This is a genomic window from Rhodococcus sp. UNC23MFCrub1.1 (genome assembly GCF_000686025.1).
GTDB lineage: Bacteria > Actinomycetota > Actinomycetes > Mycobacteriales > Mycobacteriaceae > Rhodococcoides.
Genome location: NZ_JMLQ01000009.1, coordinates 64,085 through 80,170, shown reverse-complemented (window position 1 = coordinate 80,170; position 16,086 = coordinate 64,085). Strand labels below are relative to the sequence as shown.

Genomic DNA, 16,086 nt, shown 5'->3' with positions numbered 1-16,086 from the left:
CGCGAGCGCTGGACGCACGCGAGGAGCACGACATGGCGATCACCACCACGCGATTCGGCGGGAACTCCGCGGTCTTCGACGGACCGACGGGCTACGCCGGCGTCGATGCCGGCCCGGAGTGGGCCGAGGAGATCCTGCGCCTGGCAAAGGCGGAGAACGCGACGATCCTGGCACACAACTATCAGCTGCCCGCCATCCAGGACATCGCCCACCACGTCGGCGACTCGCTCGCGCTCTCGCGCATCGCCGCCGAGGCGCAGGAGGAGACCATCGTCTTCTGCGGCGTGCACTTCATGGCCGAGACGGCCAAGATCCTCGCGCCGTCCAAGACGGTCCTCATTCCCGACGAGCGGGCGGGCTGCTCTCTCGCCGACTCCATCGACGCGGCCCAGCTGCGTGAGTGGAAGGCCGAGCACCCGGACGCCGTCGTCGTGTCGTACGTGAACACGACCGCCGAGGTGAAGGGACTGACGGACATCTGCTGCACCTCGTCCAACGCGGTCGAGGTCGTGCAGTCCATCGACCCGGACCGCGAGGTGCTCTTCCTGCCGGACCAGTTCCTCGGGGCCCACGTCCGTCGGCAGACCGGTCGCACCAACATGCACATCTGGGCCGGTGAGTGCCACGTCCACGCCGGCATCAACGGCGACGAGCTCACCGCACGGTCGCAGGCGTACCCCGAGGCCGAGCTCTACGTCCACCCCGAGTGCGGCTGCGCGACGTCCGCGCTCTACCTCGCCGGCGAGGGATTCGTGCCCGAGGACCGCGTCAAGATCCTCTCGACCGGCGGCATGCTCGACGCGGCGCGCACCACGGGTGCGAAGCAGGTTCTCGTCGCCACCGAGATCGGCATGCTGCACCAGCTGCGCAAGGCGGCGCCCGGTGTCGACTTCCAGGCCGTGAACGACCGCGCGTCCTGCCCGTACATGAAGATGATCACCCCCGCGGCGCTGCTCCGGTGCCTCACGGAGGGCAAGGACGAGGTGCACGTCGACGTCGCGACGGCCGAACGCGCACGCGCGTCCGTCGAGCGGATGATCGCCATCGGCTCGCCCGGCGGCGGCGAGTGACCACTGCGGCCACTCCGGGCGCACGTGTCGCTGCCGCTCCGGGCGGGAGTGTCGCTCCGGGCTGGGAGGCCGCGGCCGATCTCGTCGTGGTCGGCGGGGGAGTCGCCGGTCTCGCCGCGGCGATCGAGGCGACCCGGTCCGGGCTGAGCGTGCTGGTGCTGAGCAAGGACGCGGCCGGTACGGCGACGCAGTACGCCCAGGGCGGCATGGCCGTCGCGATCGGCGAGGACGTCGAGGCCCACGTGCGCGACACGATCGTCGCGGGCGCCGGTCTGTGCGACGAGGCCGCGGTGCGCTCGATCGTCGGGGCCGGCGCCGACGCGCTGAGTGTGCTCACCGGCATCGGTGCTCGGTTCGACAGCGGCGCGGACGGCTCCATGGCCCGCACCCGTGAGGGCGGCCACTCTGTAGGCCGCATCGTGCACGCGGGCGGCGATGCCACGGGGCGGGAGATCCAGCGCGCTCTGTCGTCCGCGGCGCCCGCGACGGTGAACGGCGCGACCGTGCTCGACGTCCTGGTCGGCGACCGCGGTGTGGCGGGCGTGCTCGTCTCGCTCTCGCCGGACGATCTCCACGCGAACCTCGGCGTGGTGCACGCACCCGCCGTGCTGATCGCCACCGGTGGCACCGGAATGCTGTACTCGGCCAGCACGAACCCGTCCGGCGCCACGGCCGACGGCCTCGCTCTCGCACTGCGGGCGGGCGCGGACGTGGCGGACGTCGAGTTCGTGCAGTTCCACCCGACCGTGCTGTTCCGCCCCGGCGGCCGCGGGCGGCTCCCGTTGGTCAGCGAGGCGGTCCGCGGTGAGGGCGCGCGTCTCGTCGACGCGGACGGCCGCTCGATCATGGCGGGCGTGCACCCGCTGGGTGATCTCGCTCCCCGCGACGTCGTGTCCCGGGCGATCGCCGCTCGGCTGGCCGAGAGCGGCGCCGATCACGTCTTTCTCGACGCGCGGTCCGTGCCCGACATGGCCCTCCGTTTTCCCACCGTCACCGCGGCCTGCCTCGCTCAGGACGTGGACCCGACGGAGCAGCCGATCCCGGTGGCCCCCGCAGCGCACTATGCATGCGGCGGTGTCGTCACCGACGAGTACGGCCGCACCTGCGTCGCCGGGCTCCACGCCGCGGGCGAGGTGGCCCGCACAGGACTGCACGGGGCGAACCGTCTCGCGTCGAACTCGCTGCTCGAGGGCGTGGTGCTGGGGACCCGAGTGGCTCGCAGCGCCCGAGACCGGGTGTCCGTCCGCTCCCTGACGTCCGGTGATCCGTGTGCGCGACACCGGGCGCCCCGGCTCGACAGGGACGTCCTCCAGTCCGCGATGACCCGTCACGTCGGCGTCGTCCGCGACGACACAGGTCTGCGCGAGGCAGCGGCGATCGTGGGAGCCGCTGTTCCGCGCGAGCTCACGTCGACCCACGACGTCGAGGACGCCGCACTGACACTGCTGGCGTCCGCGACCGCCTCGGCAGCTCTCGCCCGCACCGAGACGCGGGGTGCGCACACCCGCGCCGATCACCCCCGGTCCGACGACGCTCAGCGCCGCAGCACCCTCTTCCGGCTGGCCGACGACGGCAGCCTCGCGATCGTGCGGAACGCCCGCAGCGCCGACCAGGTCGGCCCGATAGGAGTCTCATGACCACACCCGCCGCTGCTCTCGAGCCCGTCGATCGAGACGAGATCCTCCTCGTCGTGCGCCGCGCGCTGGAGGAGGACCTCCGATACGGGCCCGATGTGACGAGCCTCGCCACGGTGCCCGAGGGCGCGCGCACCCGTGCCGCGGTCGTCTCGCGGGCACACGGGGTCGTGGCGGGCCTCGACGCCGCACTTGCGGTGCTCGATGAGGTGATCGGCGACCACGTCGTGCTCTCCCGGATCGCCGACGGCACTCCGGTCGAGCCGGGTGACGTGGTGCTGTCGGTGGAGGCACCGACCAGGGCCCTGCTCACCGCGGAGCGGACGATGCTCAACATTCTCTGCCACCTGTCCGGCATCGCGACCGCGACCGCGGCGTGGGTCGACGCGGTGTCCGGCACGGGATGCGTCGTACGGGACAGTCGCAAGACATTGCCCGGGCTGCGTGCGCTGCAGAAGTACGCCGTGCGTGCCGGCGGCGGGCAGAACCACCGCATGGGCCTCGGCGACGCGGCACTGATCAAGGACAACCACGTGGTCGCCGCGGGCTCGGTGGTGGCGGCTCTGCGCGCCGTCCGAGCCGCGGCGCCGGACATCGCGTGCGAGGTCGAGGTGGACACTCTCGAGCAGCTCGACGACGTGCTGGCCGAGGGCGTCGACCTGGTGCTGCTCGACAACTTCCCGCTGTGGCAGACGCAGATGGCGGTGCAACGTAGGGATCGAGCAGCTCCCGCGACGAAGCTCGAATCGTCCGGCGGTCTGTCCCTGGACTCGGCCGCCGAGTACGCGGGCACCGGTGTGGACTTCCTCGCGGTCGGCGCGCTCACCCACTCCGTGACGGTGCTCGACCTGGGGCTCGACTTCGAGTGACGTTTCGCGTGAGCGGGATCCGGGCACAGGACGGCACATGACATCTGTGAGCACTGTGGACCGCGGCGATCGCGTCATCGCCCGCCGCGTGACCGTGAACGCCCCTGCCGACGACCTCTTCGCTCAGGTGGCGGATCCGCACCGGCACGGCGAGCTGGACGGCTCCGGAACGGTGAAGGACACGGTGAAGGGTCCGACGACGCTCTCGCGCGGAGCGAAGTTCTCGGTGGGCATGAAGCAGTTCGGCGTGCCCTACCGCATCACCAGCACCGTCACGGAGTTCACCGATACCGGGGACACCAAGGTGATCGAGTGGCAGCACCCGCTGGGCCACAAGTGGCGCTGGGAGTTCGTCGCGGTGGGCCCCTCGTCCACAGAGGTGACGGAATCGTTCGTCTACGGAACGGCGAAGATCCCGAAGATGCTCGAGGTGACCAAGCAGACGGCACAGAACGCGAACGGCATCACGAAGACGCTGGAGAAGCTGGCAGCCCGCTACTCCTGAGACCATGGTGCGGGCAGGCCGGAGGCCGGTCGGTGGGACCAGGTGGATCGTCCCCCTCGGGGCGCCGGTCGGGGCTCGAGCGATAATAGACGTGCGCCGACCGGCGCGCCCTTGCTCGACCCGAGAGGATCACCCATGACTGCCCGCACCGAGTTGCGACGCGTGGATCTACGCGGCAGCTCTCCGTCCACCGCCGAGCTGCGCGCGGTTCTCCCACGGGGTGGAGTGGACGTGAACTCGGTGCTGCATCTGGTCACCCCGGTGGTCGAGGCGGTGCGTGAGCGCGGCGCCGACGCGGCGCTCGAGTACAGCGAGACGTTCGACCGCGTGCGTCCCGACTCCGTGCGAGTCCCGGCCGCCGAGCTCGAGAAGGCTCTGGACCAGCTCGATCCCGACGTGCGGGCGGCACTAGAGGTGTCCATCGAGCGGTCGCGCATCGTGCACGAGGATCAGCGTCGGTCCGAGACCGTGACGACCGTCGTCCCCGGTGGAACCGTCACCGAGAAGTGGGTCCCGGTCGAGCGAGTCGGACTGTACGTACCGGGCGGCAACGCCGTGTACCCGTCGTCCGTCGTCATGAACGTCGTCCCCGCGCAGGTCGCCGGCGTCGGCAGCCTCGTCGTCGCCTCGCCGCCGCAGGCGGACTTCGGCGGCCTCCCGCACCCCACCATCCTGGCGGCGGCAGCGTTGCTCGGCGTGGACGAGGTCTGGGCGGTCGGCGGTGCCCAGGGCGTCGCACTGCTCACCTACGGCGGCGTGGACACCGACGGTGCGCCGCTCGAGCCCGTGGACATGATCACCGGCCCGGGCAACATCTACGTTACCGCGGCGAAGCGGTTGTGCCGTGGAGCGGTGGGCATCGACTCCGAGGCCGGGCCCACCGAGATCGCCATCCTGGCCGACGACACCGCCGACCCGGTGCACGTCGCCGCCGATCTGATCTCGCAGGCCGAACACGACGTGCTGGCGGCGAGCGTGCTCGTCACCACCTCGGTCGCCCTGGCGGACGCCGTCACGCGCGAGGTCGCCGAGCGCACGCTCACCACCAAGCACTCCGAACGCGTCGCGACGGCGCTGTCCGGTGAGCAGTCGGGCATCGTGCTGGTGGACACGGTGGCCGACGGCATCCGCACGGTCGACGCCTACGCCGCGGAACACCTCGAGATCCAGACCGAGAACGCCTCCGAGGTGGCGGGCCGCATCCGCAGCGCCGGAGCGGTGTTCGTCGGACCGTGGTCGCCGGTGAGCCTCGGCGACTACTGCGCCGGGTCGAACCACGTCCTGCCGACGGCCGGATGCGCCCGTCACTCGTCCGGGTTGTCGGTGCAGACCTTCCTGCGCGGCATCCACATCGTCGACTACTCGCGCGACGCTCTCGACGGCGTCGCGAAGCACGTCGTCGCCCTCGCGAACGCGGAGGATCTGCCGGCGCACGGTGATGCCGTCCGCGTGCGGTTCGAGAGCCGATCGTGACGGCCGCGCCCGGCGCCGGGACCGCACTGTCGGACCTGCCGCTGCGCGACTCGCTCGTCGGGAAGTCTCCGTACGGTGCGCCGCAGCTCGAGGTGCCGGTGCAACTCAACACCAACGAGAACCCGCACCCACCGTCGGCAGCGCTCGTGGAGGACGTCGCCCGCTCCGTGCGGGAGGCAGCAGCGTCGCTGCACCGCTATCCCGATCGGGACGCCGTCGCACTGCGCACGGATCTCGCCGCGTACGTGGCGGCCCGTACGGGGGTGCCCGTCACCGTCGACAACCTGTGGGCCGCGAACGGATCGAACGAGATCCTGCAGCAGTTGCTGCAGGCATTCGGGGGGCCGGGACGCACGGCGCTGGGATTCGTGCCGTCGTACTCGATGCACCCCATCATCTCGGCGGGCACCCAGACCGAGTTCCTCGATCTGCATCGGCGTGACGACTTCTCGCTGGACGTCGACGCGGCCGTGGCCGCGATCGAGTCGATGACGCCGGACGTCGTGTTCGTCACGAGCCCCAACAACCCGACGGGACACAGTCTCTCGCTCGACGACCTCCGGCGTCTCGCCTCCGCGACCACCGGGATCCTCGTCGTCGACGAGGCGTACGGCGAGTTCTCGGCGGCGCCCAGCGCGGTCGACCTCATCGACGAGTTCCCCAGCCGAGTCGTCGTCAGCCGGACCATGAGCAAGGCCTTCGCGTTCGCGGGTGGGCGACTCGGGTACCTGGTGGCCGCTCCGGCCGTCGTGGACGCACTGCTCCTGGTGCGGTTGCCGTACCACCTGTCGGTGCTCACGCAGGCTGCTGCGCGCGCCGCACTGCGCCATGCCGACGACACGCTAGCCTCGGTGGCCGAGCTGGCGGCCGAGCGTGATCGCGTCGTCGCCCGGCTCGCCGTCCTGGGCTACCGAGTGGTGCCCAGCAGCGCCAACTTCGCGCTGTTCGGCCTGTTCGACGATGCGCCCGCGGTGTGGTCGCGGTACCTCGATCAGGGTGTGCTCATCCGCGACGTCGGCATCGCGGGGCATCTCCGCGTCACCATCGGCACCGAGGCCGAGAACGACCGGTTCCTCGAGGTCAGCGCCGACCTGTCCGAGGACGTCGTCCACTCGTCCGCCCCCGCCACCTGAACCCCAGCAGAGGATCCGACCAGTGAGCAGCATCATGACCCCGAACCGCATCGCGCGCATCGAGCGGACCACCAAGGAGTCGTCCATCACGGTGGAGCTGAATCTCGACGGCACCGGCATCGTCGACGTGTCCACCGGTGTGCCGTTCTTCGACCACATGCTCACCGCGCTCGGGACGCACGCGAGTTTCGACCTCACGGTGCACGCGAAGGGCGACATCGAGATCGAGGCGCATCACACGGTCGAGGACACCGCTATCGTCCTCGGACAGGCGCTGGGCCAGGCACTCGGCGACAAGAAGGGAATTCGCCGTTTCGGTGACGCGTTCATTCCGATGGACGAGACGCTGGCACACGCCTCGGTCGACGTGTCCGGTCGGCCGTACTGCGTGCACACCGGGGAACCGGAGCACATGCTGCACGCCGTCATCGCAGGGTATCCGGGCGCGCCGTACTCGACGGTGATCAACCGCCACGTCTTCGAGTCGATCGCGTCCAATGCGCGTATCGCACTGCACGTCCGGGTGCTGTACGGACGCGACCAGCACCACATCACCGAGGCCGAGTTCAAGGCCGTCGCTCGCGCCCTCCGCGCGGCCGTCGAGCCCGATCCGCGGGTCTCGGGAGTGCCGTCGACGAAGGGAAGCTTGTGAGCAGCAAGTCTGTCGCGCTGCTGGATTACGGTTCGGGGAATCTGCACTCTGCGCAGCGCGCACTCGAACGTGTGGGTGCCGACGTCACGGTGACGTCCGATCACCGAGTCGCGCTGCAGGCCGACGGACTGGTCGTGCCCGGTGTCGGCGCGTTCGGCGCATGCATGGACGGTCTGCTGTCGGTGCGCGGCGACGAGCTCGTCGACAAGCGGCTCGCCGGGGGTCGCCCCGTGCTCGGCATCTGCGTCGGCATGCAGATCATGTTCGACCGCGGCGTCGAGTTCGACGTGCCCGCCACCGGCTGCGGCCAGTGGCCCGGCACCGTGGAGAAGCTGCAGGCCGAGGTGCTCCCGCACATGGGCTGGAACACGGTGCGCCCGGGCGAGGACTCGGTGCTGTTCGCGGGCATGGACCCCGACACGCGCTTCTACTTCGTGCACTCGTACGGCGTGCAGGACTGGGAGATGGCACCGAGCGAGTCGCTCGCCGCTCCGGTTCTCACGTGGGCCGATCACGGCGGCGAGTTCCTCGCGGCGGTGGAGAACGGCCCTCTCTCCGCGACACAGTTCCACCCGGAGAAGTCCGGCGACGCCGGCGCCACGCTGCTCGAGAACTGGCTCCGCACCCTCGGATGAGCGAGCCCCGCGAGTTCTCACTGGGTCGCCACACCGGGCTCGTCCTCGGTGCGGCGACCCTGATGCTCGCCGCGACCACCCTCGTCCTCTGGCTGCTGCAGCCGAGTGGTCCGGTGGGGCTGCTGGTGGTGGCCGTCGGACTCGTCGCCACGGGCGTCTGCGCGTCGCTGGTGGCGAAGGCGTCCGTTCGCCGATCCTTCGGCGAGGAGCCCGACGGGTCCGAGCCGTCCGACTGACGCGCCGCCCTGCCCGGTGTCGCCGCGGATCGTGCCGGTAACCTCGTCGAACGTGAGCCTGGTACTTCTCCCCGCAGTCGATGTCGCCGATGGTCAAGCTGTTCGTCTCGTGCAGGGAGAGGCAGGCAGCGAGACCGCCTACGGCTCTCCGCGCGACGCCGCGCTGGCCTGGCAGAACGACGGCGCCGAGTGGGTGCATCTGGTGGATCTGGACGCCGCCTTCGGCCGCGGTTCGAACCGCGACCTCCTCGCGAGCGTGGTGGGGGAACTCGACGTGAAGGTCGAGCTGTCCGGTGGCATCCGCGACGACGAGAGCCTGCGGGCAGCGCTCGCGACGGGCTGCGCGCGCGTAAACCTCGGCACCGCCGCACTCGAGGATCCGGAGTGGTGCCGCCGCGCCATCGGTGAGTACGGCGATCGTGTCGCCGTGGGACTGGACGTGCGCATCGTCGACGGTGAGCACCGCCTGCGCGGTCGCGGCTGGGTGAGTGACGGCGGCGATCTGTGGGAGGTGCTGGAGCGGCTCGACCGCGACGGGTGCTCGCGGTACGTGGTCACCGACGTCACGCGGGACGGCACTCTGACCGGCCCCAATCTCGAACTGCTCGAACAGGTCTGCGCTGTCACCGACGCGCCGGTCATCGCGTCCGGCGGAGTGTCCACCGTCGCGGATCTGGTCGCCATCGCCACGCTGACCGACAAGGGCGTCGAGGGTTCCATCGTCGGCAAGGCCCTCTACGCCGGCCGCTTCACGCTGCCGGAGGCCCTCGCCGCCGTCGCGGACAGCGCATCGTCGGCGACGTGACCGCCGTGGACCTGGACGCTCTCGCGGCCACCGCGCGCACCCTGCTCGACGGCACCCACGAGCGGTTCGTCGCGGGCGCCGGCGCGCCCAGCGCCGTGGCCAAGGGGCCGGACGACTTCGCCACCGCGGTCGACCTCGAGCTCGAACGTCGGCTGGTCGAGGAACTGCAGGAGCAGACCCAGATCCCCGTGCACGGCGAGGAGTTCGGCGGGCCACCCGTCGAGTCCGGCACCGTGTGGGTGCTCGATCCGATCGACGGGACCTTCAACTACTCGTTCGGGCTGCCCACGGCGGGCACCCTGCTGTCGCTGCTCGTCGACGGGCGCCCGGTCATCGGTCTGACGTGGCTTCCGCTGATCGGCCAACGCTTCTGGGCGGTGGAGGGCGGACCCGTGCACCGGGACGGGGAGGCGCTCCCCGCGCTGCCCACCTCCGCACTCGCCTCCTCCATCGTCGGATTCGGTGCGTTCAACATCGACAGCCGCGGCCGGTTGCCCGGCGCTTATCGGGTACAGGTGCTCTCGGACATCAGCCGCGTCTCGTCTCGCATCCGGATGCACGGGTCGACCGGACTGGACCTCGCGTACACCGCGGCGGGAACACTCGGTGCGTCGATCGTGTTCGGCCACCATGCGTGGGACAACGCCGCCGGAGCGATGCTGGTCCGCGCCGCCGGCGGAATCGTCACCGATCTGGCGGGGGAGCCGTGGACGGTGACCTCGACGTCGGTGCTCGCCGCAGCCCCCGGCGTGCACGAGGAACTGCTGCAGGTGCTCGCCGGAGTCGGCGAGCCGTCCACGTACACACCGACATCGCGCGCGCGGGAAGGAGTCCGGAGATGAGTGTCGCCGTACGCGTCATCCCGTGCCTGGACGTCGATGCCGGTCGCGTCGTCAAGGGTGTCAACTTCGCCGATCTGCGCGATGCGGGTGACCCGGTCGAGCTCGCCGCGAAGTACGACGCCGAAGGTGCCGACGAGCTGACTTTCCTCGACGTCACCGCGTCGTCCGGTGGTCGCGCCACGATGCTCGACGTGGTGACCCGCACCGCGGAGCAGGTGTTCATTCCGCTCACCGTGGGCGGCGGTGTCCGCACCGTGCAGGACGTGGACACGCTCCTGCGAGCGGGCGCCGACAAGGTGTCCGTCAACACGGCAGCGCTCGCGCGACCGGAGTTGTTGCGCGAGTTGAGCTCTCGATTCGGATCGCAGTGCATCGTGCTGTCGGTCGACGCCCGGACGGTGCCCGAGGGCGAGGCGCCGACGGCGTCCGGTTGGGAGGTGACCACGCACGGCGGCCGCCGCGGTACCGGCGTCGACGCCGTGGAGTGGGCACACCGCGGGGCCGAACTCGGGGTGGGCGAGATCCTGCTCAACTCGATGGACGCGGACGGCACGAAGGCCGGCTTCGACATCGCCATGATCACCGCTGTCCGCGCGGCCGTCCGGGTCCCGGTCATCGCCAGTGGCGGCGCCGGCGCCGTCGAGCACTTCGCGCCCGCCGTGGCCGCGGGTGCCGATGCCGTTCTCGCGGCCAGCGTCTTCCACTTCGGCGAGATGACCATCGGCGACGTCAAGGGCGCTCTGCGCGCGGACGGTGTGGAGGTTCGATGAGCGCCCCCGTTCTCGATTCGGCGATCGCCGACCGTCTCAAGCGCACCGACGACGGACTGGTGTGCGCCGTCGCGCAGGAACGCGGCACCGGTGACGTGCTCATGGTCGCGTGGATGGACGACACGGCCCTGGCCATGACGCTCGCGACGCGCAAGGGCACGTACTGGTCGCGGTCACGGCAGGAGTACTGGGTCAAGGGCGAGTCGTCCGGACACGCACAGTACGTCCACGAGGTCCGCCTCGACTGCGACGGTGACACGATCCTGCTGACGGTCGATCAGACCGGCGGCGCGTGCCACACCGGTGATCACTCGTGCTTCGACGCCGACGTGTTGCTGAGCGAGCCCCCGACCGCGTGAGTACCGGCGGTCAGCCACCGCCGTCGCGGGCGATGCCGGCGTCGAGGTTGGTGACCATGACCTCGGCAAGCGCTCGCATCGTCTCGACCTGCTCGTCGTCCAGCCCGTCGAACACGAGTGACCGCACCGTGGAGACGTGGCCGGGAGCCGTGGCGACCACCTTCGCGTACCCCTCGTCCGTGAGAACGGCGTGGGAGCCGCGGCCGCCGCTGATGCTCTCCCGCCGGGCCCATCCGGCGCGCTCGAGCTTGGTCATCACGTGCGACAGCCGGGACAGCGACGCGTTGGCGAAGTCCGCGAGGTCACGTAGGCGCAGCCGACGATCCGGAGCCTCGGACAGCGTCGCCAGCACGAAGTAGTCGAAGTGCGTCAGTCCGGAGTCACGCTGCAACTGAGTGTCCAGTGCGGCGGGCAACCGGGTCACGAAGGCGACCAGCACGCGCCAGGCGTCCTGCTGTGCCGGTGTGAGCCAGCGCATCTCGTCCGGCAGTGTCTCGGACGGCGGTGTCGCGGTCATCGGGTGCGCGTTCCTCTCCTCGTGCCGGATCACGACCGACCAGTTCGGTTTCCGACTTGTCGAGTGTCCCACCGCCCGTGCGACCACCGCGTTCGGCACCTCCCGAACCCGGCGGGACGGCACCCGGGAAGATGACCCCCATGGATTCGCAGAAGGACCCGGCACCCGGAACCACCACCCGGGAGCAGTTCCGCCAACTGGCCGCCGTCCATCGCGTGGTCCCCGTCGTCCGCAAGGTCCTCGCGGACTCCGAGACTCCGCTGTCGGCGTACCGCAAGCTCGCCGGTGACCGGCCCGGCACGTTCCTGCTCGAATCCGCCGAGAACGGGCGGTCGTGGTCCCGGTGGTCGTTCATCGGTGCGGGCAGCCCCAGTGCGCTCACGGTCGTGGACGGCGAGGCTGCGTGGATGGGGGAGACGCCGGCGGGTGCCCCGTCGGGTGGCCATCCGCTGGACGCACTCGGAGCCACCATCGAGCTGCTCCGCTCCGAACGGTTGCCGGACCTGCCCCCGCTCACCGGCGGGATGGTGGGGTATCTCGGCTACGACGCGGTGCGCCACATCGAGAGACTGCCCGACCTCACCGAGGACGATCTGCAGATCCCCGAGATGGTGATGCTCCTCGCGACCGATCTGGCCGCGGTGGACCACCACGAGGGTGCGATCACCCTCATCGCCAACGCGGTGAACTGGAACGGCACCGACGAGCGGGTCGACGAGGCGTACGACGACGCCGTGGCACGGCTCGACCGCATGACCCTCGCACTGTCGTCCGCCGCGGAGTCCACGGTGGCGTCGTTCTCGCGACCCGAGCCGCAGTTCCGGCGCCAGCGGACCTCCGAGGGGTTCGGCGCCGACGTGCACCGCCTGGTCGAGGAGATCGAGGCGGGCGAGGCGTTCCAGGTGGTGCTGTCCCAGCGTTTCGAGATGGAGACCACCGCGACGCCGCTCGACGTCTATCGCATGCTCCGACGCTCCAATCCCAGCCCGTACATGTACCTGATGCACGTCCCCGGCGCGGACGGCGAGACCGCGTTCTCGATCGTCGGGTCGAGCCCCGAGTCCCTCGTGACGGTCGCCGACGGTGTCGCGACGACGCACCCGATCGCCGGGACCCGGTGGCGCGGCGCCACCGAGGAGGACGACCTCTTGCTCGAGAAGGACCTCCTCGTGGACGAGAAGGAGAACTCCGAGCACCTCATGCTGGTGGACCTCGGACGCAACGATCTCGGGCGGGTCTGCGAGCCGGGTACGGTCAAGGTCACCGAGTACCGCCACGTCGAGCGCTACAGCCACGTCATGCACCTGGTGTCGACGGTGACGGGTCGGCTCGACGAGGGCAGGCACGCACTCGACGCCGTCCGCGCCTGCTTCCCGGCGGGCACGCTGTCGGGCGCTCCCAAGGTGCGGGCGATGGAGCTCATCGAGGAACTCGAACCGACCCGTCGCGGCGTCTACGGCGGCATCGTCGGATACCTCGACTTCGACGGCGACGCCGACACGGCGATCTGCATCCGCTCCGCCCTCATCAAGAACGGCACCGCGTACGTCCAGGCGGGTGCCGGCGTGGTGGCCGACTCGGTCGCCGAGTACGAGGACACCGAGGCGCGCAACAAGGCGATGGCGGTGCTCAGCGCGGTGGCCGCAGCGGAGACGGTGACCACCGTCGGAGGCGCCGAGTGAAACGCGGGGGCGTCGGTCTCGCCGCGCTGCTCCTGGCTCTCGCGGCGCTGGCGCTGTGGGCGTCGTCGCGGATGACCTGGGTCCGGGTCGTCAGCTCGGACGGGCTGGGGGAGCAGCAGACGTCCTCGCTCGTCGGGGGTACGTGGGCCGCGGCGACCACGCCGTTGGCCATCGCGGCCATCGCTGCGGTGGCGGCCCTGTTCGCGATCCGCGGACGGTGGACGGTACTGCTCGCGGTGCTCGTCGCGCTCGTCGGTGTGGGAGCCGCCGTCCCCGCGGTGCAGTTGATCGTCTCGGACGTGGATCCGGAGCGCGCCGGCGCGCTGGCGGAACTACCCGGTCGTGCCGAGGTCCTCTCCGCGGAGGCGAGCCGCGCGCCCGCGGCACTCGCGCTCCTGGGCGGTCTGCTCGCGCTGGCCGCCGCCGTCGTGGTCGCGCGCACGTCCCGCTCCAAGGCCGGCCTGTCGGCCCGGTACGACAGTCCCGCGGTGCGCCGTGAGCGCGCCGAACAGGACGTTCGGTCTGCCGCCGTGGACGCCGACGAGGAACCGAGCGAGCGGGCCATCTGGGACGCGCTGGACTCCGGCGCCGACCCGACCGTGACCGACGACGCCACCGGTGTCGACGACCGACCCCGCGGCGGTGAGACCCGCTAGTCGGTGGTGTTACTCCGGCCTCTACTCTGAGCGCACCGGATGAGCAGCGCCACACATCCACTGCGATGTCGAGCAGACATTCACCACTCTGGCGGAAGGACGCGGGGGACACCGATGACCGTTCTCGATTCGATCCTCGACGGTGTACGGGCCGACACGCAGGCCCGTGAATCCGTGGTGGACTTCGCCTCCGTCAAGAAGGCCGCCGCCGCCGCGCGGCCGGCTCTCGACGCCGCCGCCGCGCTCATCGAGCCGGGCATCGCCGTCATCGCAGAGGTCAAGCGCGCCAGCCCTTCCAAGGGTGCGCTGGCCGACATTCCGGACCCCGCCGTGCTCGCGGGTGCCTACGAGTCGGGCGGAGCGCGCGTCATCAGCGTGCTCACCGAGGAGCGCCGCTTCCGCGGATCGCTGGACGATCTCGACGCCGTGCGTCGCGCCGTCGAGATCCCCGTGCTGCGCAAGGACTTCATCGTCGGGCCGTACCAGATCCACGAGGCTCGCGCCCACGGCGCCGACATGATTCTGCTGATCGTCGCGGCTCTGGAGCAGGACGCCCTCGCGTCCCTGCTCGACCGCACCGAGTCGCTCGGCATGACCCCGCTGGTCGAGGTGCACACCGAGGAGGAAGCGGACCGCGCGCTCGAGGCCGGCGCCAAGGTCATCGGCGTCAACGCCCGCAACCTCAAGACGCTCGACGTCGACCCGGACACCTTCTCCCGCATCGCGCCCGGCCTGCCGTCGGACATCATCCGGGTCGCCGAGTCCGGCGTCCGCGGCACCGCCGATCTCCTGGCCTACGCCGGAGCGGGTGCCGATGCGGTTCTCGTCGGTGAGGGACTGGTCACCAGCGGCGACCCGCGGTCCGCGGTGCGTGACCTGGTCGCGGCCGGAACGCACCCCTCCTGCCCGAAGCCTGCGCGCTGATTTCAGGCTCCACCCGGCTCGTCGTCCCGGTGTGTCATCGGGCAGACTCGACACCGTGACTACCAGCTATCTTCCGAACTCGAGCGACGGCATCACCGATCGCACCGATCACGACCCCGACCTCGGCGGACACTTCGGTAAGTACGGCGGCCGCTACGTGCCCGAGGCGCTCATGGGCGTCATCGAGGAAGTCACCACCGAGTACGCCAAGGCGCGCGGAGATCGAGACTTCCTCGACGAGCTCGATCGTCTGCAGCGCGACTACACCGGTCGCCCGTCGCCGATCTTCGAGGCGGCGAATCTGTCGAAGCAGGCCGGTGGGGCCCGCATCTTCCTCAAGCGCGAGGACCTCAACCACACCGGTTCGCACAAGATCAACAACGTGCTGGGCCAGGTGCTGCTCGCCAAACGGATGGGCAAGACCCGCGTCATCGCCGAGACGGGCGCCGGCCAGCACGGCGTAGCCACGGCCACGGCCTGTGCGCTGCTCGGCCTCGAGTGCCTCGTCTACATGGGCGAGGTGGACACCGAGCGTCAGGCCCTCAACGTCGCCCGGATGAAGCTCCTCGGTTCCGACGTCGTCGCGGTGACGTCCGGCTCGCGCACACTCAAGGACGCCATCAACGAGGCGCTGCGCGACTGGGTGACCAACGCGGACGAGACCTACTACTGCTTCGGCACGGTCGCCGGACCGCACCCGTTCCCCATGATGGTCCGCGATTTCCAGCGCATCATCGGCATGGAGGCACGCGCGCAGATGCTGCACGATCACGGCCGGCTTCCCGACGCCATCGCCGCGTGCGTCGGCGGCGGGTCGAACGCCATCGGCATATTCCACGCCTTCATCGACGACGCGGACGTCCGGCTGATCGGGTACGAGGCGGCCGGCGACGGCATCGAGACGGGTCGCCACGCCGCGACCATCGGTGCGGGTTCGCCCGGCGCCCTTCACGGCGCCTTCTCGTACCTTCTGCAGGACGAGGACGGTCAGACCATCGACTCGCACTCCATCTCCGCCGGGCTCGACTACCCGGGCGTCGGACCGGAGCACTCGTACCTCAACGACATCGGGCGAGCCGAGTACCGACCCATCACCGACACGGAGGCCATGGAGGCCTTCACTCTGCTGTGCAAGACCGAGGGCATCATCCCGGCGATCGAGTCCGCGCACGCCATCGCGGGTGCCGTGAAGCTCGGCCGTGAACTCGGTGACGGCGCCATGATCCTGGTCAACCTCTCCGGTCGCGGAGACAAGGACGTCGACACCGCCGCGAAGTGGTTCGGCATCCTGGACGAGAAGGGCAACGTGACGTGAGCACCCCCA

General features: G+C 70.5%; 18 protein-coding genes. 17 read left to right on the top strand and 1 reads right to left on the bottom strand.

What is annotated here, in order from left to right; genetic code table 11:
• The first annotated feature begins 32 nt into the window (after positions 1-32).
• The 13 genes from nadA (at position 33) to hisI (ending at position 10,983) form a co-directional block, all read left to right on the top strand.
• Positions 33-1,070, top strand: coding sequence for a quinolinate synthase NadA (nadA, locus tag BR07_RS0119100; RefSeq protein WP_027506799.1), 1,038 nt, complete (start codon positions 33-35; stop codon positions 1,068-1,070).
• A complete protein-coding gene (locus BR07_RS25495) occupies positions 1,067-2,707 on the top strand; it encodes an L-aspartate oxidase (RefSeq protein ID WP_051613591.1) in 1,641 nt (546 codons plus the stop codon). The genes nadA and BR07_RS25495 overlap by 4 nt, the downstream gene beginning before the upstream one ends.
• A complete protein-coding gene (gene nadC, locus BR07_RS0119090) occupies positions 2,704-3,573 on the top strand; it encodes a carboxylating nicotinate-nucleotide diphosphorylase (RefSeq protein ID WP_027506798.1) in 870 nt (289 codons plus the stop codon). Before BR07_RS25495 ends, nadC begins: the two co-directional genes overlap by 4 nt.
• 37 nt (positions 3,574-3,610) lie before the next feature.
• Entirely contained in the window at positions 3,611-4,078 is a 468-nt protein-coding gene (locus BR07_RS0119085; RefSeq protein WP_027506797.1) for an SRPBCC family protein, read from the top strand.
• Positions 4,079-4,213: 135 nt separating this feature from the next.
• Entirely contained in the window at positions 4,214-5,551 is a 1,338-nt protein-coding gene (gene hisD / locus BR07_RS0119080; protein WP_027506796.1) for a histidinol dehydrogenase, read from the top strand.
• Complete coding sequence (locus BR07_RS0119075; protein ID WP_027506795.1) at positions 5,548-6,684, top strand: histidinol-phosphate transaminase; 1,137 nt, start codon at positions 5,548-5,550, stop codon at positions 6,682-6,684. The genes hisD and BR07_RS0119075 overlap by 4 nt, the downstream gene beginning before the upstream one ends.
• A gap of 34 nt (positions 6,685-6,718) precedes the next feature.
• Positions 6,719-7,336, top strand: coding sequence for an imidazoleglycerol-phosphate dehydratase HisB (gene hisB / locus BR07_RS0119070; RefSeq protein WP_027506794.1), 618 nt, complete (start codon positions 6,719-6,721; stop codon positions 7,334-7,336).
• Positions 7,333-7,971, top strand: a complete 639-nt coding sequence (hisH, locus tag BR07_RS0119065; RefSeq protein WP_027506793.1) for an imidazole glycerol phosphate synthase subunit HisH — start codon at positions 7,333-7,335, stop codon at positions 7,969-7,971. Before hisB ends, hisH begins: the two co-directional genes overlap by 4 nt.
• A complete protein-coding gene (locus BR07_RS0119060) occupies positions 7,968-8,207 on the top strand; it encodes a hypothetical protein (protein ID WP_027506792.1) in 240 nt (79 codons plus the stop codon). The genes hisH and BR07_RS0119060 overlap by 4 nt, the downstream gene beginning before the upstream one ends.
• A gap of 52 nt (positions 8,208-8,259) precedes the next feature.
• Positions 8,260-9,012, top strand: coding sequence for a bifunctional 1-(5-phosphoribosyl)-5-((5-phosphoribosylamino)methylideneamino)imidazole-4-carboxamide isomerase/phosphoribosylanthranilate isomerase PriA (gene priA / locus BR07_RS0119055; RefSeq protein ID WP_037186668.1), 753 nt, complete (start codon positions 8,260-8,262; stop codon positions 9,010-9,012).
• Positions 9,009-9,854, top strand: a complete 846-nt coding sequence (locus BR07_RS0119050) for an inositol monophosphatase family protein (RefSeq protein WP_037186663.1) — start codon at positions 9,009-9,011, stop codon at positions 9,852-9,854. Before priA ends, BR07_RS0119050 begins: the two co-directional genes overlap by 4 nt.
• Positions 9,851-10,624, top strand: coding sequence for an imidazole glycerol phosphate synthase subunit HisF (hisF, locus tag BR07_RS0119045; RefSeq protein ID WP_027506789.1), 774 nt, complete (start codon positions 9,851-9,853; stop codon positions 10,622-10,624). Before BR07_RS0119050 ends, hisF begins: the two co-directional genes overlap by 4 nt.
• Complete coding sequence (gene hisI, locus BR07_RS0119040) at positions 10,621-10,983, top strand: phosphoribosyl-AMP cyclohydrolase (protein ID WP_027506788.1); 363 nt, start codon at positions 10,621-10,623, stop codon at positions 10,981-10,983. The genes hisF and hisI overlap by 4 nt, the downstream gene beginning before the upstream one ends.
• A gap of 10 nt (positions 10,984-10,993) precedes the next feature.
• Here hisI and BR07_RS0119035 read toward each other — a convergent pair whose 3' ends face one another.
• On the bottom strand, positions 10,994-11,500 hold the full coding sequence (locus tag BR07_RS0119035) for a MarR family winged helix-turn-helix transcriptional regulator (RefSeq protein ID WP_037186814.1): 507 nt from the start codon (positions 11,498-11,500) through the stop codon (positions 10,994-10,996).
• 140 nt (positions 11,501-11,640) lie between these two features.
• Between BR07_RS0119035 and BR07_RS0119030 the strand changes: the two genes are divergently transcribed.
• The 4 genes from BR07_RS0119030 (at position 11,641) to trpB (ending at position 16,077) form a co-directional block, all read left to right on the top strand.
• The gene (locus tag BR07_RS0119030; RefSeq protein ID WP_231476445.1) at positions 11,641-13,182 is read left to right on the top strand and encodes an anthranilate synthase component I; all 1,542 of its coding nucleotides are present in this window, start codon (positions 11,641-11,643) and stop codon (positions 13,180-13,182) included.
• The gene (locus BR07_RS0119025; protein WP_027506785.1) at positions 13,179-13,838 is read left to right on the top strand and encodes a TIGR02234 family membrane protein; all 660 of its coding nucleotides are present in this window, start codon (positions 13,179-13,181) and stop codon (positions 13,836-13,838) included. Before BR07_RS0119030 ends, BR07_RS0119025 begins: the two co-directional genes overlap by 4 nt.
• A gap of 114 nt (positions 13,839-13,952) precedes the next feature.
• Positions 13,953-14,762, top strand: a complete 810-nt coding sequence (gene trpC, locus BR07_RS0119020) for an indole-3-glycerol phosphate synthase TrpC (protein ID WP_027506784.1) — start codon at positions 13,953-13,955, stop codon at positions 14,760-14,762.
• Between the two features lie 55 nt (positions 14,763-14,817).
• Positions 14,818-16,077: a tryptophan synthase subunit beta gene (trpB, locus tag BR07_RS0119015; RefSeq protein WP_027506783.1), complete on the top strand. Its 1,260-nt coding sequence runs from the start codon at positions 14,818-14,820 to the stop codon at positions 16,075-16,077.
• Positions 16,078-16,086: the final 9 nt, after the last annotated feature.